The sequence below is a fragment of the Paucibacter sp. B51 genome (assembly GCF_027863535.1).
Lineage (GTDB): Bacteria > Pseudomonadota > Gammaproteobacteria > Burkholderiales > Burkholderiaceae_C > Paucibacter_A > Paucibacter_A aquatilis.
This window is the reverse complement of the sequence record NZ_JAPIVN010000001.1, coordinates 4296930-4315257: the sequence shown is the minus strand read 5'-3', so window position 1 is coordinate 4315257 and position 18328 is coordinate 4296930. Positions and strand designations below refer to the sequence as shown.

Annotated in this window: 13 protein-coding genes; 4 read left to right on the top strand and 9 right to left on the bottom strand. The window is 68.4% G+C overall.

Features of this window, described 5'->3' with window-relative positions:
- Nucleotides 1–52: 52 nt before the first annotated feature.
- Entirely contained in the window at nucleotides 53–433 is a 381-nt protein-coding gene (locus OOB33_RS18165; protein WP_271009688.1) for a hypothetical protein, read from the bottom strand.
- Between the two features lie 278 nt (nucleotides 434–711).
- On the opposite strand from OOB33_RS18165, the gene rpiA reads away from it, so the two are divergent.
- Nucleotides 712–1371 carry a ribose-5-phosphate isomerase RpiA gene (gene rpiA / locus OOB33_RS18160; protein ID WP_171827963.1) on the top strand — a complete coding sequence of 220 codons (660 nt, stop codon included), beginning with the start codon at nucleotides 712–714 and terminating at the stop codon, nucleotides 1369–1371.
- A gap of 97 nt (nucleotides 1372–1468) precedes the next feature.
- On the opposite strand, the gene OOB33_RS18155 is transcribed toward rpiA, so the two are convergent.
- The 8 genes from OOB33_RS18155 to OOB33_RS18120 form a co-directional block, all read right to left on the bottom strand.
- On the bottom strand, nucleotides 1469–2980 hold the full coding sequence (locus tag OOB33_RS18155) for a methyl-accepting chemotaxis protein (protein WP_349497393.1): 1512 nt from the start codon (nucleotides 2978–2980) through the stop codon (nucleotides 1469–1471).
- A 241-nt stretch (nucleotides 2981–3221) separates the two neighbouring features.
- Nucleotides 3222–5339 carry a sensor histidine kinase gene (locus tag OOB33_RS18150; protein ID WP_271009687.1) on the bottom strand — a complete coding sequence of 706 codons (2118 nt, stop codon included), beginning with the start codon at nucleotides 5337–5339 and terminating at the stop codon, nucleotides 3222–3224.
- A complete protein-coding gene (locus OOB33_RS18145) occupies nucleotides 5336–7570 on the bottom strand; it encodes a sensor histidine kinase (protein ID WP_271009686.1) in 2235 nt (744 codons plus the stop codon). The genes OOB33_RS18150 and OOB33_RS18145 overlap by 4 nt, the downstream gene beginning before the upstream one ends.
- A gap of 131 nt (nucleotides 7571–7701) precedes the next feature.
- Complete coding sequence (gene mnmC / locus OOB33_RS18140) at nucleotides 7702–9663, bottom strand: FAD-dependent 5-carboxymethylaminomethyl-2-thiouridine(34) oxidoreductase MnmC (protein WP_271009685.1); 1962 nt, start codon at nucleotides 9661–9663, stop codon at nucleotides 7702–7704.
- A 2-nt stretch (nucleotides 9664–9665) separates the two neighbouring features.
- Nucleotides 9666–10976, bottom strand: coding sequence for an MgtC/SapB family protein (locus OOB33_RS18135; RefSeq protein WP_171827960.1), 1311 nt, complete (start codon nucleotides 10974–10976; stop codon nucleotides 9666–9668).
- Nucleotides 10973–12346, bottom strand: a complete 1374-nt coding sequence (locus OOB33_RS18130) for an MBL fold metallo-hydrolase RNA specificity domain-containing protein (RefSeq protein WP_171828089.1) — start codon at nucleotides 12344–12346, stop codon at nucleotides 10973–10975. Before OOB33_RS18130 ends, OOB33_RS18135 begins: the two co-directional genes overlap by 4 nt.
- A 5-nt stretch (nucleotides 12347–12351) precedes the next feature.
- Nucleotides 12352–13065, bottom strand: coding sequence for an NAD(P)H-binding protein (locus tag OOB33_RS18125; RefSeq protein ID WP_271009684.1), 714 nt, complete (start codon nucleotides 13063–13065; stop codon nucleotides 12352–12354).
- Between the two features lie 121 nt (nucleotides 13066–13186).
- Nucleotides 13187–14704: a DEAD/DEAH box helicase gene (locus tag OOB33_RS18120; RefSeq protein WP_271009683.1), complete on the bottom strand. Its 1518-nt coding sequence runs from the start codon at nucleotides 14702–14704 to the stop codon at nucleotides 13187–13189.
- Nucleotides 14705–15162: 458 nt separating this feature from the next.
- On the opposite strand from OOB33_RS18120, the gene ettA reads away from it, so the two are divergent.
- The 3 genes from ettA to OOB33_RS18105 all read left to right on the top strand — a co-directional run bounded on the left by ettA (nucleotide 15163) and on the right by OOB33_RS18105 (nucleotide 18328).
- The gene (gene ettA, locus OOB33_RS18115) at nucleotides 15163–16827 is read left to right on the top strand and encodes an energy-dependent translational throttle protein EttA (protein WP_271009682.1); all 1665 of its coding nucleotides are present in this window, start codon (nucleotides 15163–15165) and stop codon (nucleotides 16825–16827) included.
- Between the two features lie 153 nt (nucleotides 16828–16980).
- Nucleotides 16981–17493 carry a Spy/CpxP family protein refolding chaperone gene (locus OOB33_RS18110; RefSeq protein ID WP_271009681.1) on the top strand — a complete coding sequence of 171 codons (513 nt, stop codon included), beginning with the start codon at nucleotides 16981–16983 and terminating at the stop codon, nucleotides 17491–17493.
- A gap of 121 nt (nucleotides 17494–17614) precedes the next feature.
- Nucleotides 17615–18328: a response regulator gene (locus OOB33_RS18105; protein ID WP_102766977.1), complete on the top strand. Its 714-nt coding sequence runs from the start codon at nucleotides 17615–17617 to the stop codon at nucleotides 18326–18328.

Genomic DNA, 18328 nt, shown 5'->3' with positions numbered 1-18328 from the left:
TAGAGCTCGGGCTGGACTTCGAGCTCGGCTTCGGGCTCGGCTTCTGCCGGCTTCAGCGCTGGCTGCTGCTCAGTTCGGCGACCACGGCATCGTTGGTCATGCCGCTGTGCAGATGAATGGCGCTGCGCTCGCTGTGGCTGTCTTCGGCCTCAAAGGCGCCACCGCTCAGGCCCACCAGGGTCAGTAAGGCGATGGCCGTGATCCAGAACTGCGGGTCGCGCAGCGCACGCAGGGCGGACGAGACAACGGCACGCTCCTGGCCGGCGTGGCCATGCCCGCGCCGGTGTGCTGGCTTGCGGCCCGATTCCAGGCTGGTGCGAGCGACCCAGCCGGGCAGGGTGGAGGCCCCGCCTGCGCTTTGCGCTTGAACAGGGATGGGGGCTGCGCTCGAAGGCTGGGTGGTGTGTGCGGCGGTGGGGCGGCTCAGGTTCATCGTCAGGGCTCCAGGGGGGCTTGCTTGGGCTTGGCTGCTGATGCGGACATCGCGTGTTCCGTCGCAGCGTTGCGGCAACTGTATAAACAAACAGCTGTATATGCAAACAGTATTTTTCCCGGAGGGGTTTGCGTTCCAAGGCGCAACCCTGGCCAGGCTCTGGGGCCGTGCTCTGCTGCCGGGCCAGGGGGGCCCGCGAGCGTGATCGATAATGCGGGCTTTGGAGCGCAACCCTCGCTGCGCTGCTTCTCCTTCCTTTTTTGACCCCCCGACGCACCATGACCCAAGACGAACTCAAGACCCTGGTTGGCCAAGCCGCTTTGCAGTATGTGGAGCCCGGCAGCATCGTCGGCGTGGGCACCGGCTCGACGGTCGACAAGTTCATCGATGCCCTGGCCGCCAGCGGCATCCAGGTGGCGGGCGCCGTGTCCAGCTCGGTGCGTTCGACCGAACGCATGAAGGCCTTGGGCATTGCCGTGCTCGACGCGGCCGAGGTCCAGGGCCTGGGCGTCTACATCGACGGCGCCGATGAGATCGATCACGGCGGCCACATGATCAAGGGTGGTGGCGCGGCGCTGACACGCGAGAAGATCGTCGCCGATCTGGCGCAGAAGTTCGTCTGCATCGCTGACGAATCCAAGCTGGTCCAGACCTTGGGCAAGTTCCCGCTGCCGGTCGAGGTCATCCCCATGGCTGCTGCCCAGCTGGCCCGCCGCTTTGCGGCCCTGGGCGGCGTGGCGACGCTGCGCGCCGGTGTGGTCACCGACAACGGCTGCCACATCCTCGATGTCACCGGCCTGAAAATCAGCGACCCGGTCGCGTTTGAGGCCGATGTGAACCAATGGCCCGGTGTGGTCACCGTGGGTGTGTTTGCCCGCAACCGCGCCCAGGTCTGCCTGCTGGGCACCTCGGAAGGCGTGAAGACCTTGAGCTTCTGATTCGCCGATTCGGGCTCGCAGCAGAAAAAAAGCCGGCGCATCGCGACCGGCTTTTTTGTGCCTGGGCCTCGCTCGGGCCCAGGTTCCGGACTCGGTGTCAGTGGCGCCGTGCAGCGCCGCTGCGCTCCAGGCGGAACACTCCGATGGCCTCGGCCAGGCGCGAGGACTGATCGCGCAGGCTCTCGGCTGCGGCGGCCGATTCCTCGACCAGGGCCGCGTTCTGCTGGGTCATCTGATCGAGCTGGGTGACGGCGGCATTAATCTGGTGGATGCCATCGCTTTGCTCGCGCGCCGAGGCGCTGATCTCGCCAATGATGTGGGACACGCGCTGCACGCTGGCGACGATCTCGCCCATGGTGCTGCCGGCGTCCTGCACCAGGCGGGTGCCCGATTCGACCCGTTCGACGCTGGCGCCGATCAGGCTCTTGATCTCGCGTGCGGCCTCGGCCGAGCGTTGGGCCAGGGAGCGCACCTCGCTGGCCACCACCGCGAAGCCGCGGCCTTGCTCACCGGCTCGGGCGGCTTCCACAGCCGCATTCAGCGCCAGGATGTTGGTCTGGAAGGCGATGCCATCGATGGTGCCGATGATGTCGCCAATGCGGCGCGAGCTGTTGCTGATCTCTTCCATGGTGCTGACCACCTGGCCCACCACGGTGCCGCCGCGCTGCGCCACCTCGGCCGCGCTGCCGGCCAGCTGGTCGGCGGTGCTGGCCGATTCGGCCGTCTGCTTGACCGTGCCGGTCAGCTGCATCATCGAGGCCGCAGCCTGCTGCAGATTGGAGGCGGTTTGCTCGGTGCGGGCGGACAGGTCATGGTTGCCGGTGGCGATCTCGGCGCTGGCGGTGCTGATGCTGTCGGTGGAGCTGCGCACCTCGCCGATCAGCTTGAGCAGCGAGGCCTGCATCAGGCGCAGCGAGTTCAGCAGCTGGCCGGTTTCGTCGGCGCCGCCGGCCGGGATCGGGTGGCTGAGGTCAAAGTTGGCAATGGCCTCGGCCGCGCCCACCGCTTCTTGTAGAGGCCTGGTGATCGAGCGAGTCAGCCACAGGGCCAGGCCGGCGCCGGCGGCGGCTGCGCACAGGGCGAAGACGATCAGGCCGGTGCGGGCCGTGCTGTTGTTCGACTCGATGCGGTGCGCCGCTGCATCGAGCTGCTCCCGCTGCAACTGCACGATGGCCTTGATCTGCTCCTGGAAATGCGCCGCGGCGGGTTGAAACTTGCTGTCGAAGAGCTGGCGCGCGCCGTCTGAATCCCCACCTTTCTTGGCGGCGGTGACCGCGTCCCGGGCGCTCAGATAGGCCTTGCGGGCTTCTGACAGCGATTCGAACAGGGCACGTTCCTTGGGCGAGGTCAGCAGGGTTTCCAGGCGTTTTTGCAGCTCGCCCGATTGCTTGGTGGATTCGGCGGCGCCTGCGGCGAAGAAGTCGGCCAGGCTGGCGTCGGCACTGACGGCGATGGCGCTGGTGCGGTTCACGCCGTTGGTGATGTTGCGATACCAGTCCGTGGCGGCGCGCTCGGCCACCAGGGCTTCCTTGTGGATCACCTCGGACTCGACCGCCACCTTGTGCAGCGCCCAGTAGCCCAGGGCCGATCCCGCGGAGGAGATCAGCAAGACGAGGCTCAGTACAGCGCCCAGTCGTTGACCGATGGAGCGGCCCTTGAGGGAGGTTGGAGATGTTGAAGTCATTGAAAAGCCTGATCCTTGGGGGTGGGGTGAGCCCTGGCTGCCGCACAAGCGAGCGAAAGAGGGGGCCACAGGCCTCACCTCTGGCTTATCGGCTGGTGCGCGCACCTTTTGAGTGCCATGCACGGGATATGTGCGAAAGGCGGCCCTGGCAGCGGGCCATGCGCGCTCAGTCGGGCTGGGCCGAATGATCGGGCCAAGCGGGCACAGGCGCCGCGGCCGGCAACCGGGGCAGGGTGATGCGCACTTGGCAACCCTGTCCAGGCGGGCTTTGCAGCTCCAGACGCCCGCCCATCAGTTCGCAGACCAGGCTGTGGGCCGTGCTCAGGCCCAGGCCGCTGCCACCCTGACCCAGGCGGGTGCTGAAAAACGGCTCCAGCACATGGGGCAGGTGCTCGGCCGGGATGCCGGGCCCGTCGTCCTGCCAGAGCAGTTGCACGGCCTCGCGTTCCTCGGTTTCATCGCCCGGCGTGCGGATCTGGCTCAGTGCCAGCCCGGCCCAGCCTTGGGGGCGACCGGCCCAGCCATGCTGCAGGCTGTTGTCGAACAGCTGGTCCAGCACCTCATGCAAGGCACGCGGAAAGCCCTGCCAGGCCAGCCGCTCGGGCAGGCCCGAGATGTCGAGGCGGAAGTCTGGGCCTGGCAGGCGGGCCTGCCAGGCCTGGGCCCATTGGCGCAGTTGCGCGGCCAGGTCCAGCTGTTGCGGCGCTTCCTGATGCTGGCTGATGGCCAGGGCCTTGAAACGCTCGACCAACTGGCCGGCACGGGCCAGGTTGCGGTCCACCAGCTCGCTGCCTTCTTGCAAGCGGTTCAGGGCCTGGTCGAGCTCGCTGCGGCGCAGCTGGCCGAGCTGGGTCTGGGCGCGCAAGTCCTGGCACTGGTCCTGCATGGTGCTGGCGGCCATGCGGGCATTGCCCAGCGGCGTGTTCATCTCGTGCGCCACGCCCACCACCATGCGCGAGAGGGCCAGCTGCTTCTCCTGCCGCATCAGGGTGCGCAGGGCCAGCTCCAGTTCGGCGCTGCGGGCGCGCACCTGGGCCTCCAGCTCGTCGTGGGCTTTTTGCAAGGCGGCCTCGGCGGCGGCGCGGATGCTGGCCTCGGCCTGCACCTTGGCCAGGGCATGGCTGAGCTCCTGGTTGCGCTGGGCCAGAGACTGTTCGAGCGCGAAACCTTGTTCCATCAAGCGGTCTTTCTCCTGGCGCAGACGTGGCAACTCAAGTGCAACGCTTAAGGTGTCAGCCATGTTCTGGGCCAGGGCTTGCCGGGCTTGAAGCTGTTGGTCGAGCAAGGTCTCCATGGCCCATAACGCATCGTCCAGACGATTGCGCTGGCGGCCCAGGTGGTTGATGGTGCGCAGCGCGGCTTCGGCGGCTGCGGCGTGGTTCAGGCCGCCGTCGAGCAGACGGCGTGCGGTGGCGAGCAGGCCGCCCCAGGCAGCCTCTTCTTGGGCCGCGTTGCGAGGTTCGTGCAGTTCGATCAAGGCCTGGGCCAGGCCAAACCAGGCCTCCCAGCCGGGGCGGTGTGCGTCCAGATGCGTCAGCGCCCCGATGCGATCGAGGTAGGCCCGCGCTGCTGGTACCTGGCCCAGACTGGCTTCCACCACGGCCAGGTTGAGCAGACTGATCGCCTCCATCATGGTTTGCTGCAGCGTTTGGCTCAGCGCCAAGGCTTCCAGATGCAGCTCTCGTGCTTGCCGCCACCATTCCTCACGCTGCTGCAACTGCGGGCAACGCATGCCCAAGGTGTAGGCTGCACTGGCCGCGCCCCAAATCAGCCGGCAGCAAAAAACGTTGCGGCTCTGGCGCGCGCGGGGCAGCTGGGACTGGCAGGACGCGTAGAGCTCTTCGTACATCTGCGCATGGAAGAGCACGTAGTTGTGCGACTCCAGCATCATCTGCTCAAGCTCATGTTCCCCCGCGTCGGCGTACAGCTTGGCGGCCATGCCTGCGCTGTGCAGAGCGGCGGGGTGCAGCATCAAAAAGCTCTGCAGCAGCTGCATCACCCGCCAGACCGCAGCTTCGCACAGCGGGTGCTGCAGGGCCTGGGCCAGGTTCAGCAACTCCTGGCAGCGCTGCAGGGCGCGCAAAGCCTTCGGGGCTTCGGTATTGAGGTCCAGCAGGAGGGTGTAAGCCTCGATCTCGACCGCTTCAGAGCTGCTGGGTGATTGGCGCAGCAAGTCCTGCAGCTCGGCCAGGGCTTGCAGATCCAGCCAGCCCACCATGCTGTGCCGAAGCTGCTTCAGACGTTCAGCGATCTGAGCTGGGCGAGACGGCGGGCTTGCATTCACGGCTTGGGCTCCGGGGGGGCGAGGCAGGATGCTGAGGAGAGCGCTGAACGCCCGCTCATCCCTGCCGCTGTTGGGCTGCCGCCGATTGACGGCCGGCTGAGCGAGAGCGGCAGGGTGATGCGCACCTGGCAACCCTGGCCGGGCGGGCTTTGCAGCTCCAGACGCCCGCCCATCAGTTCGCAGACCAGGCTGTGGGCCGTGCTCAGGCCCAGGCCGCTGCCGCCCTGACCCAGGCGGGTACTGAAAAACGGCTCCAGCACATGGGGCAGGTGCTCGGCCGGGATGCCGGGCCCGTCGTCCTGCCAGAGCAGTTGCACGGCCTCGCGTTCCTCGGTTTCATCGCCCGGCGTGCGGATCTGGCTCAGTGCCAGCCCGGCCCAGCCTTGGGTGCGACCGGCCCAGCCATGCTGCAGGCTGTTGTCGAACAGCTGGTCCAGCACCTCATGCAAGGCACGCGGAAAGCCCTGCCAGGCCAGCCGCTCGGGCAGGCCCGAGATGTCGAGGCGGAAGTCTGGGCCTGGCAGGCGGCCCTGCCAGGCCTGGGCCCATTGGCGCAGTTGCGCGGCCAGGTCCAGCTGTTGCGGCGCTTCCTGATGCTGGCTGATGGCCAGGGCCTTGAAACGCTCGACCAACTGGCCGGCACGGGCCAGGTTGCGGTCCACCAGCTCGCTGCCTTCTTGCAAGCGGTTCAGGGCCTGGTCGAGCTCGCTGCGGCGCAGCTGGCCGAGCTGGGTCTGGGCGCGCAAGTCCTGGCACTGGTCCTGCATGGTGCTGGCGGCCATGCGGGCATTGCCCAGCGGCGTGTTCATCTCGTGCGCCACGCCCACCACCATGCGCGAGAGGGCCAGCTGCTTCTCCTGCCGCATCAGAGTGCGCAGGGCCAGCTCCAGTTCGGCGCTGCGGGCGCGCACCTGGGCCTCCAGCTCGTCGTGGGCTTTTTGCAAGGCGGCCTCGGCGGCGGCGCGGATGCTGGCCTCGGCCTGCACCTTGGCCAGGGCATGGCTGAGCTCCTGATTGCGCTGGGCCAGCGATTGCTCGAGTTCGCTGCCCTGGCGGGTCAACTGCGCATTGGCTTGCAGCAGGCGCGGTCGCTCCATCACCGCATGCACGGTTTCGCCCAGGGCCCGAGACAGTTCCCGCTTGCGCTCGCGCTCTTGCTGCAGCTGGGTCAGGCCGGCCCGCAAGGCTTGGTCCATATAGCCCCAGCGTTCGCCGAACTGGCGCAGGGCCTGCAAGACGGCATCGCGGTGGCCCACGCTGTACGACGGTGTCTGGGCCAGCTCGGTGTCGACAGCCAGCAGGGCGTGCCAGGCCTGGGCCTGGGTCGGGCCACCGCTGGCCTCATGGCAGTCCAGCAACACCGCGCACAAGCGCATCCAGAGCTGCCAGGAGGCGGGCAGCGGCTTGTCGCCAGCCATGGCCCGCAACTGCTCCAGGTGCTGGCGGCACGCTTGCCTCTGGCCCAGGGTGGCATGCACGACAGAGAGGTTGAGGTGGGCCAGGGAGCCGGCGTAGACCAGGCCATGTCGCTCAGTGAGGGCCAGGCTTTCCTGGTGCAGATGCAGGCATTCCTGCCAAAAACCGTGGGCCAGCCTGGGCTCGGGTTCTTCATTGGCCAGGTAGTAGGCAGCGGAGGCGGCGCTGTTGAGCAGCATCTGCACGGTGGCGACCGGCAAGCGCTCACGCTCCAGCAGCAGCTTGGCACAGGCCTCGCGCAGCTCGGGGTACATCTCTGCCATGAACAGCACCGGGCAGCGTGCTGCCTGCATCAACAAGGCCAGTTCCGGATGGCCGGCCTTCTCGTAGAGTGCGACTGCCTGGGCCACACTCTCCAGCGCGGCATGATGCAGCTTGAGCCGCGTCTGGATCCATTGGATGGCTCGCCAACTGGCGGCGCAAGCGAGCCAGGATTCCTGGGCTTGGGCCTGATCCAGCAGGTCGCGGGCCCGAACCAGCAGTTCCTTGGGATCTTCGGCCGGCGCGGTCGAGCGGCCGAGCAGCTCGAAGGCGGCCAGTTCCAGTTCATGTGCTGCGCTCAAGGCTTGGGCTTGGAGGGCCAGCAGGCGCTCGGCAAAAAAAGCCTGTTCGAAGCCGGTGCCCAGCTCACGCAGTTGCTGCAGGCCGGCCTCCAGCGAAAGTTCGGGGGCGAGGCCCAGCCCATGCCCGCGCGCATGCCCATGCGCTGGCGGCTGGGCAGGGAGTGGTGGGTTGGGGCTCGAAGAGCTGCTCATGGGGCACGTCGGGCTGAAGCCTGGACAGGGCCGATGCTAAAGCAGGCCCGCGCTCCCGCGCTCAGTTTGTGGCTCGCCGGCACCCGGATGTTGGGGCGCATGGAGGGCGGACCTGAGCCAGCGCGCGTGCTTCACGCCGCCGCCGATCCGGCCTGGCGACGCACCCGCAGCAGAAAGCGCGCCGGATCGATGGCCTCGACCAGGCTGGCCTCCAGCGGCAGCGGTGCGCCCGTTACCTGGGCAGCCAGCACCTGGGCGCACAGGGCGGCCCAGCTGATGCCGCGCGAGCCCATGCCCATGCAAACGGCAAGGCCGGGCCGCCGGGGCAGGAAGCGCAGCTGGTCGGGCAGGGCGCCATCCCCCAGCACCGGCAGGCCGCCCACCAGGGGCAGGCGGTCGGCGGTGGCCAGGCGCCAGCCGACCCGGCCGCCCTGGGCTTGTAGCGGCCCATCGTCGGGCATCAGTCCGGCCAGCTCGCTGAACTGGGCCAGGTTGCGGGCATGGTCGGCCTCGCGCAGATCGGGGTCGAGATCGCCGTCCTGGCTGGTGGCGCCGCACCACAGGCCCTGGGCCATGTCGGCGATGGCATAACCGAGGCCGGCCACCGGCAGGCGCGGCCGCGTGCGGGCGTTCAGCGCTGCGGGCAGCTCGGGCACATGGCTGAGCTGGCCGCGCAGCTGCAGCAGGGGCAGAGGCAAGTCGGGCGCCAGTGCCTGCAGCAAGGCTTGGGCCCGGTGGCCGCCGGCCAGCACCAGCAGCGGCGCCTCGCCGATCAAGGTCTCGTCTTCGTCCCAGGCCTGCCAGCCGCCATCGGCGGCCTGCCGCAGCTGCGCGACCTGTTGGCCCAGGCGCAGCTGTGCGCCGCTCTCGGCCAGCAGATGGGTCACCCAGGCCGGAGGCGGCAGGGCGCCGCCGCCGGGGTAGAGCCAGGCCGGGTGCCGCAAGGCGAGGCCGCTGAGTTCAGCGGCCGCCGCCGTGTCCAGCGCCTGCACATAGTCGGGCGGCAGCCCCAGTCCTGCCAACTGGGCCTGCATCTGCGCCAGCGTCAGCCGGGTCTCCAGCCTCAGCAGGCCGTGTTGCAGCCAGGGCAGGGCGGCCCCATGCTCGCGCAGCACCCGCTCGGTTTCCAGCGCGGCGGCGCGGTTGAAGCGGGCATGGACACCGTCATCGGGGTTGAGCGTGCCGTGGAACAGGCCGCCGGGGTTGCCCGAGCTGGCCTGGGCCGGCGCCGCATGCGCATCGATCACCGTGCAGTGGATGCCGCGCTGCGCCAGGGCCCAGGCGCAGGCCGCACCGGCCAGGCCGGCGCCGATGACCAGCGCGCGGCGCGCGCCCGGCGCCAGGGCCAGGCGGCCGGCGGGTTTCTGCGGCTGATGGCGCGGTGCATAACGCGCCACACACATGCCGCCCTTGTTGGCAAAGCCGCGCTGGCGCTCGACCTGGAAGCCCGCCGCTGCCAGGCCCTCGCGCACCTGCGGCGCCACGCTCCAGGTGCCGGCGCTGGCGCCCGGCGCGGCCAGGCGGCCGAGGGCTTTGAGCAGGTAGGCGTCCCACATCTCGGGGTTCTGCTTGGGGTTGAAACCGTCGAGGTAGAAGGCGTCCACCTCGGCCACCAGCTCGCGCAGCCAGGCGCGGGCATCGCCCAGGCAGAGCAGCAGCTGCACACGCCCGCCCTCGAAGCTCAGGCGGTGCAGGTCCGGCGTCAGCGGGGGCCAGGCGGCGTGCAGGGCCGCAGCCAGCTCGGGCAGCTCGCTGCCGGCGTGGGCACGCTGCAGATCCTCGCCTAGCAGCGGGTGTTTCTCGATGCTGATGAAGACCAGGCGCTGGCAGCGCGCCGGGTCCTGGCGCCAGGCATCCCAGGTGGCCAGGAAGTTGTTGCCCAGGCCGAAGCCGGTCTCCAGGATCACAAACTCCTCGCGCCTGGCCCAACGCCCGGGCAGGCCGTTGGCGCCCAGGAACACATGGCGCGACTGCGGCAGGGCGCCGGCGCGGCTGTGATAAACATCGCCAAACTCGGGCGCCAGGGGCGCCAGCGGGTCGGAAAAATCGATGCGGGCCGGCCGCAGCGGGCCGGCATGGGGCTTGCGACTCATGCTCAGTTCAAAGAGGACAAGAGGGGCCCGAGCAGCCACAGCAGACTGGCCGCCAGGGCCAGCGAGCTCAGCAGCACGGCGCCCACGATCAGGGCAAAAGACCGGCCGCCGGCCAGCCAGGCGGTGATGATGCGGGTCAGGCTGTTGCTGGCAATCGCGGCCAGCACGCCCTGGCACATCAGCGGGGCGTCGATCTGCCCGGCCTGGGCCAGGCCGGCCATGGAGGCCACCGGCGCATGGGCATCGGCCAGGCCGGCCAGGGCCACGGCGCCGAACAGACCCGAGCTGCCGAACTGGCGCTCGGCCCAGCTGACGCCCACCGTCACCACGCTCAGCAACAGGGCGATCAGCGCCGCCTCTTTCAGGCGCAGCGGGCCGCCGCGCTGGGGCTCGCTGCCGGTCTTGCCGGTGCCGCCGTCCTGGTAGGCGCGCCAGGCCAGGCTCAAGCCTGCACCGCCGGCCACCAGCACGCCGGCCAGGCCCAGGGGCAGGAAATGCATCGCGGCCTGCGGCGCCAAGGCCAGCAGCATCAGGCTGGCCTGCAACCAGGTGGCGGCCGTGGACATGACAGCGCCGGCGGCGCAGGCGCGAAAGATGGCCGGCTCCGCCCGCGCGCGATGGCCCATGGCCGCGATGGTGGCGGTGCTGGACACCAGGCCCGACATCAGGCCCGAGAGCGCCAAACCGGCCTGCGCGCCCAGCAAGCGCAGCGCCACATAACCAAAGGCCTGCAGGGCCAGCAGCAGGAGCATCAGGCCCATCAAGGAATGTGCCTTCATGCCCGCCAGCCAGGGCAGGGGTTCGGTCGGCATCAGGGGCAGCACCACCAGGGCCAAGGCAGCCAGCAGCAGGCCGTCGTGCAGCTCGTCCTCGCGCAGCACCCGGGTGGCGAAGCGGTGCAGGGCGGTGCGGGCACTGAGCAGGGCGGTCAGGGTGACGGCGGCTGGCGCGCCCAGCAGCGGCGCCTGCACGCAGAGCACGCCGATCAGATAGGTGGCCAGCAAGGCCATCTCGGTGGTCAGGCCCGGATCGCGCTCGCTGCTGCGGAAGTAGGCCATGGCCGCCAGCACCGTGACCGCCAGCGCGCCCACCGCCACCAGCCCCGGCACGGCCAGGCCATGGGCCAGGGCGCCGGCCAGGGCGGCAATGGTGAAGGTGCGCAGGCCCGCGGGCTCTTGCGCGCGCGTGCCGGCGTGGCCGCGGCCCTTGTGGCGCTCACGCTCCAGGCCGATCAAGAGCCCGCTGCCCAGCGCCGCCATCAAGCCCATGGCCAGGTCGGCCTGGGCGCCGAATGCGTGTTCCAGCAGGTTCATCCGAGGCTGACCGTTTCTCCGTGCTGCGGCACACGCACGCGCCAGCCGAGTTCGTCCTGGATGCGGCTGCGCAAGGCATCGCTGGCGGCGGGCTCGCCGTGCACCACAAAGACCTGTTCGGGCGCGCGCTTGAAGCCGCGCAGCCAGGCCATCAGGCCGTCGGCATCGGCATGGCCCGAGAAGCCTTCGAGGTGGCTGATCTCCGCATTGACCGGCACATACTGGCCGTGCAGCTTGATCTGGCGCTCGCCGGCCACCATCTTGGCGCCGCGGCTGCCGCCGACCTGGAAGCCCGGAAAGGCGATGTGGTGGCGCGGCAGCGGCGCCATGGTCTCGATGTGGTTGAGCACGCGGCCGCCGGTGGCCATGCCGCTGGCCGAGATGATGATGGAGGGCGGGGTGCGCGGGCTGCTCATGCTGCGGGCGAGCTTCATCGACTCGGCGGCCTTGCTGACCATGCGCACGCCGTCGCACAGGCCGCGCGCGTCCGAGGCCGGAATGCGCAGCAGCTTCTGGTGCTTGACCGTCAGCTCGGTGGCTTCGATGGCCATGGGGCTGTCCAGGTAGATGGGCACGTCCAGATCCAGCTCGCCTGCTTCGCGCAGGCGCTGCAGCACCAGCAGCAGGGCTTGCGCCCGGCCGATGGCAAAGCTGGGCAGCAGCACGCTGCCGCCGCGCCGGAAGGTCTGCCGCAGGATCTGCGCCAGACGCGCCTGCACATCCTCGGGCGGGTGCTGGCGGTTGCCGTAGGTCGATTCGATCAGCAGCACATCGGCCTCTTCCAGGCGTTGCGGTGCCGGCATCAGCAAGTCATTGCTGCGGCCGACATCGCCGCTGTAGACCAGGGTGCGGCCGGCGTGGCGCACGCTGATGGCGCAGGCGCCCAGCAGATGGCCGACCGGGGTGAAGCGGATCTCGGCCGCGCCGAGCTTGAGCCGGCCATCGCGGTGGATGCCGACGAAATGCTCGATCGCTTTTTTGGTCTCGTTGACGGTGTAGAGGGGCAGGGCTTTCTCGTGCCTGGAGGTGCCGTGGCGGTTGGCCTGGCGTGCGTCTTCTTCCTGCAGATGGGCGCTGTCCAGCAGCAGCACCTCGCACAGATCGCGCGTGGCCGGCGTGGAAAACACCTGGCCACGAAAGCCCTGGCGGCGCAGGGCCGGGATGTAGCCGCTGTGGTCCAGATGGGCATGGCTGAGCAGCACCGCATCGATGCTGGCGGGCGCCACGCCCAGCGGCGCCCAGTTGCGTTCGCGCAGGGTCTTGAAGCCCTGGAACAGGCCGCAATCGAGCAGCAGGCGCTGCTTGTCCAGCTCCAGCAGATGGCGCGAGCCGGTCACGCAGTCGGCGGCGCCGAGAAAGCTCAGCTTCATGGTGCTCATGTCGGGGCTCCCAGGGTTTGCAAGGCGTCCGATTCCAGCACCTGCGCGGCCGGCCCGTCTTGATGCAGGGCAAGGCTCAGCGCACGCGCCACCGTGTCCGCTTGAATCGGCCGCCAGCGTGCCGGGATCAGCGCGCCCAGGGGCTGCATCAGGCGCAGGCCCCAGCGCTCTCCGGGGCGGCGGGCCTGGCCCAGGGCTTCGCGCTCGCCGGCCAGCAAGGATGGGCGGGCGATCACCAGACGCTTGAAATGCAAGCCCTTCAAGGCCTGCTCCATCTCGCCCTTGACCCGGTTGTAGAACACCCGCGAGGCCGGATCGGCGCCCAGGGCCGACACCACGGCGCAGCGTCGCGCACCGCCGGCACGCGCCACGCGGGCAACATGGAGCACGGCCTCGAAATCGACCTCGCGAAACGCCTCTTGCGAGCCCGCTGCCGCGATGGTGGTGCCCAGGGTGATGTAGATCTCGTCGGGCGCCGGGATGTGGGCCGGGCCCAGATCGGGGCGGCCGAAATTGACCCGGTGCAAGTGCAGGCGTGGGTGACGACCCAGCTCGGGCGCCTCACGTCGCAGCAGGGCATGGACCTCCAGCGGCCGGCTCAGCAGCTGGCCCAGCAGGGCCCGCCCGACCAGGCCGGTCGCACCGGCGATCCAGATTTTGGGCAAGGGGCGGGTGGACGGCGAGGCGCTGGGGGGCAGGGGCGGGTTCATGGCTGCGCATCCTACGTCCGCGGGCCGTGGGCGGAAAAAATAAAAGCCCAGCGCAGGCTGGGCTTGAGCTCGCGGGCCCTGAGCGATGCTCCAGGGCCTGCGGGGGTGTGCAGCGCTGGATTCAGCGCTTGGGCGAGGTCAGGCGTGCGCCCTGGCCGCGGCCGGCGCCGCCACCATTGCCACCACCGCCGCCGCCGCCTTGGGGACGACCACTGCCGCCACCACCAGGGCGACCCGAGGAGGCCGGGCGACCACCGCCGCCACCGCCACCACCCTGGCCCGAGCGGCCTTGCGGAGCCGAGGAGCGCGGGGCGCCGCCATCGCGCGAACCACCGTCGCGCGAGCCGCCATCACGCGAGCCGGCGCCGGGTCGGCCGCCGGGGCGGCCACCGCCACCGCCGCCGCGCGAGTTGCCGCGGCCACCGCCGCCGCTTCGCGAGCCATTGCCGTTCAGGATCATGCGGCCCAGCACGATGGGTTCCGGGCGTTCGCTCGGATCGGGGGCAAAGCCGTTCACCACTTCCTTGGGGATCTCGCGCTTGATCAGCTTTTCGATCTCACGCAGGAAGCCGTTTTCGTCCACGCAGACCAGGCTGACCGCCTCGCCCTGGGCGCCGGCACGGCCGGTGCGGCCGATGCGGTGCACATAGTCCTCGGGGACATTGGGCAGCTCGTAGTTGACGACGTGGGGCAGCTGGTCGATGTCGATGCCGCGCGCCGCAATATCGGTGGCCACCAGGCAGGTCAGCTCACCGCTCTTGAAATCGGCCAGGGCCTTGGTGCGTGCACCCTGGCTCTTGTTGCCGTGGATGGCCATGGCGCTGATGCCCTGGTCATTCAGGTAGTCGGTCAGGCGGTTGGCGCCATGCTTCATGCGGGTGAAGACGAGCACCTGGTGCCAGTCACCGCTCTTGATCAAATGAACCAGCAGTTCCTTCTTGCGCTCGCGGCCGACCGGGTGGACCTTTTGCGCAATCGACTCGTTGGTCTGGTTGCGGCGGGCCACTTCGATCAGGGCGGGCTGGTTCAGCAGACGGTCGGCCAGGTTCTTGATGTCATCGCTGAAGGTCGCGCTGAACAGCAGCGACTGCTTCTTGGCGGGCAGCAGGGCCAGCACCTTCTTGATGTCGTGCACAAAGCCCATGTCCAGCATGCGGTCGGCTTCGTCCAGCACCAGGATTTGCACCTGGGACAGGTCCAGCGTGCCTTGCTGCGCATGGTCGAGCAGGCGGCCGGGGGTGGCCACCAGGATGTCGACGCCGTCGCGCAGGCGGTTGATCTGCGGCTGCATGCCGACGCCGCCGAACATCACCATGCTCTTCAGGGGCAGGTATTTGCCGTAGGTCTTGACGCTTTCTTCGACCTGGGCCGCGAGTTCGCGGGTGGGGGTCAGCACCAGGGCACGGATGGCGGGCTTGCCGCGCTTGTTCAGCACCGGGGCGCCTTCGCTCAGGCGGTGCAGCAGGGGCAGGGTGAAGCCGGCGGTCTTGCCGGTGCCGGTCTGGGCACCGGCCATCAGGTCACCGCCTTGCAAGACGGCGGGAATCGCTTGGGCTTGAATCGGGGTGGGGGAGGTGTAACCAGCGTCGGCGATGGCCTTCAGAAGAGGCGCGGCCAAGCCTAGAGAATCAAAACTCATGGAGTGTGATTTGCGCACGGTGCCCTGTGGGCGCAGCCGCGCCGCGGTGAGCAGGCGCCAGTCTTCGGTGCGCTAAGGAGCGTGCTTGAGCTGAAAAAGGAAACGCCGCGCAAGACTGAGAAGCGCGGCGAGCCTTCGATTATAGGCCGGGCCCGGGGGCGGCCGACCGGGCATTGTTGGCAGGTGCCCCGCCTGGCTGCGCACCGCGTGCGCTTGCGGGCCCAGGCTCAGCTTGTGGCACAGCCTGGCGATGCGGTTGCAGCTGGGGTTGACGCTGACAGCGTGGCGGCCGGTCTTGAATTCACCGATCTTGCCCGCCCGTCTCGCGAAGCAGCGGCCGAAGCTGCGACAATACGCGGTTGTTTCCCCTCACAGGCCCGTCGGCTTGGTGAGGCGCGGCTGCCGCCGAGCAGCCTGCAGCTCTGCCTCTTTTCAGCAATCCCAGGAAAACTCCCGCCATGGCGCAATACGTCTTTTCCATGAACCGCGTCAACAAGACGGTTCCCCCGAAACGCCACATCCTCAAGGACATTTCCCTGTCGTTCTTCCCCGGCGCCAAGATCGGCGTGCTGGGCCTGAACGGTTCGGGCAAATCGACCATCCTGAAGATCATGGCCGGCGTGGACAAGGAGTACGAGGGCGAAGCGATCCCGATGCCCGGCATCAAGATCGGCTACCTGGAGCAGGAGCCCAAGCTCAACCCCGAGCAGACCGTGCGTGAAGCGGTGGAAGAAGGCATCGGCGGCGTGCTGGCCGCCAAGAAGCGCCTGGACGAGGTCTACGCCGCCTATGCCGAGCCGGACGCCGACTTCGACGCCCTGGCCGCCGAGCAGGGTGAGCTGGAAGCCATCATCGCCGCCGCCGGCAGCGAAAACACCGATCTGCAGCTGGAACTGGCCGCCGACGCCCTGAACCTGCCGCCCTGGGACGCCGTCATCGGCGTGCTGTCCGGCGGTGAAAAGCGTCGTGTGGCCCTGTGCCGCCTGCTGCTCTCCAAGCCCGACATGCTGCTGCTGGACGAACCGACCAACCACTTGGACGCCGAATCGGTCGAGTGGCTGGAGCAGTTCCTGCAGCGCTTCCCCGGCACCGTGGTGGCCATCACCCACGATCGCTACTTCCTTGACAACGCCGCCGAGTGGATTCTGGAACTGGACCGCGGCCATGGCATTCCCTGGAAGGGCAATTACTCCGACTGGCTGGACCAGAAGGAACGCCGCCTGGAGCAGGAGCAGAAGAGCGAAGACGCCCGCGCCAAGGCCATGAAGGAAGAGCTGAAGTGGGTGCGTTCCAATGCCAAGGGCCGTCAGGCCAAGAGCAAGGCGCGTCTGGCCCGCTTCGAAGAGCTGAGCGACGTCGAATACCAAAAGCGCAACGAGACCAACGAAATCTTCATCCCCGTGGCCGAGCGCCTGGGCAATGAAGTGATCGAGTTCAAGAGCGTCTCCAAGAGCTTTGGCGATCGCATGCTGATCGACAACCTGAGCTTCAAGGTGCCAGCCGGCGCCATCGTCGGCATCATTGGCCCCAACGGTGCCGGTAAGTCGACCTTGTTCCGCATGATCCAGGGCGTGGAAACGCCGGACAGCGGCGAAGTCTCCATCGGCAAGACCGCCAAGCTGGCCTTTGTGGACCAGAGCCGCCAAAGCCTGGATGCCGAGAAGACCGTCTGGCAAGACGTCTCCGGCGGCCTGGACAACATCACGGTCGGCAAGTTCGTGATGCCTAGCCGTGCCTACATCGGCCGCTTCAACTTCAAGGGCAATGACCAACAGAAGCTGGTCGGCAGCCTCTCGGGCGGTGAGCGCGGCCGCTTGCACCTGGCCAAGACCCTGGCCCAGGGCGGCAATGTGCTGATGCTGGACGAACCGTCGAACGACTTGGACGTCGAAACCCTGCGCGCGCTGGAAGAAGCGCTGCTGGAGTTCGCCGGCTCGGCCATGGTGATCTCCCACGATCGCTGGTTCCTGGACCGCATCTGCACCCACATCCTGGCCTGCGAAGGCGATTCGCAGTGGTTCTTCTTCGACGGCAACTTCCACGAGTACGAAGCCGACAAGAAGAAGCGTCTGGGCGAAGAAGGCGCGCGCCCCAAGCGCATGCGTTTCAAGCCGATCAAGTGACCGCGCAGCGCCAGCTGCAAGGTCAGAAGAAAGAGCGCCTGCGGGCGCTCTTTTCATTGGCGCCGGGCATTCACAGATCTTTACGGCCGGGGCACAGCCGGCTTACGTCGGGGCTTGAAGATTCATTCACCCCAACACCGACGGAGTCCTGTGATGTCCCAACTGAAACTCAAAACCTGGCTGAGCACTGGCATGGTGGCCGCAGCTCTGGCATTCAGCGGCGTGGCGGCCCAAGCCCAGGGGCACGGTGGCCCCATGGGCCATCGTGGCGGCCATGGCATGTCGATGATGCCCATGGGCGGCGGTCATATGGAGCACATGCTCGACATGGTCGATGCCTCCGATGCCCAGCGCGCCCAGATCAAGCAGATCATGGATGCCGCTCACGCCGATCTGAAGGCCCAGCATGAAGGCAGCCGCAAGCTGCATGAGCAGAGCATGGCCTTGTTCACCGCGCCGAACATCGACGCCGCCGCCATCGAATCGCTGCGCCAGCAGATGAGCGCCCAGCACGAGGCTGCCAGCAAGCGCATGAGCCAGGCCATGGTCGACACTGCCCGCGTGCTGACGCCCGAGCAGCGCGCCAAGATGGCCGAGCGCATGAAGAAGATGCAGGCCCGCATGGCCAAGCACATGGAGATGCGCGGCGGCAAGCATGGCGGTTGAGGCGATTTGACCTGTGGCCTCCTCGTTTATGCTCAGTCCTCCTGAAGGGCCTGCGGCCTCGCTGCCGTCTCTGCGGCGCGGGCGCCGTGCGGCCCCGACATTTCCTCTTCACACAAGCACCATGAGTTCCAGACTGCTGCTGATCGACGATGACGCCCGCCTCACAGCCATGCTGGGGGACTACCTCAGTGCGGCCGGTTTCGAGGTGCGCGTGGCCGGCAGCTTGGCTGAGGGGCGAGCCGCCCTGGCCGAGCAGGTATTCGATCTGCTGGTGCTGGACCTGATGCTGCCGGACGGCGACGGCCTGGACTTCTGCCGCGAGCTGCGCGCCGATGCGCTGACGCGCCGCCTGCCGGTGCTGATGCTCTCGGCCCGTGGTGAACCCATGGACCGCATCCTCGGCCTCGAACTCGGCGCTGACGATTACCTGGCCAAGCCGTTCGAGCCGCGCGAGCTGCAGGCCCGCATCAAGGCCTTGCTGCGCCGTGCCGAGCCGGACACGCCGCCCGACGATGTGCTGCGCTTCGGCCGTCTGGAAATTGATCTGGCCGCCCGCATGGCGCGGCTGGACGGCAAGCCCCTCGATTTCACTGGCCACCAGTTCGACTTGCTGGTGGTGCTGGCGCAAAGCCCGGGTCGCGTTCTCTCGCGCGACCAGATCATGGATGCACTCAAAGGCCATCCGCTCGATGCCTTTGATCGCTCCATCGATGTCCACATCTCGCGCATCCGTGCCCTGATCGAAGACGACCCGAAAACGCCGCGCCGGGTGCTGACCGTGCGCGGCGCTGGCTATGTGTTTGCGCGCAAGCAGGATGCCGACCATGGCCACTGA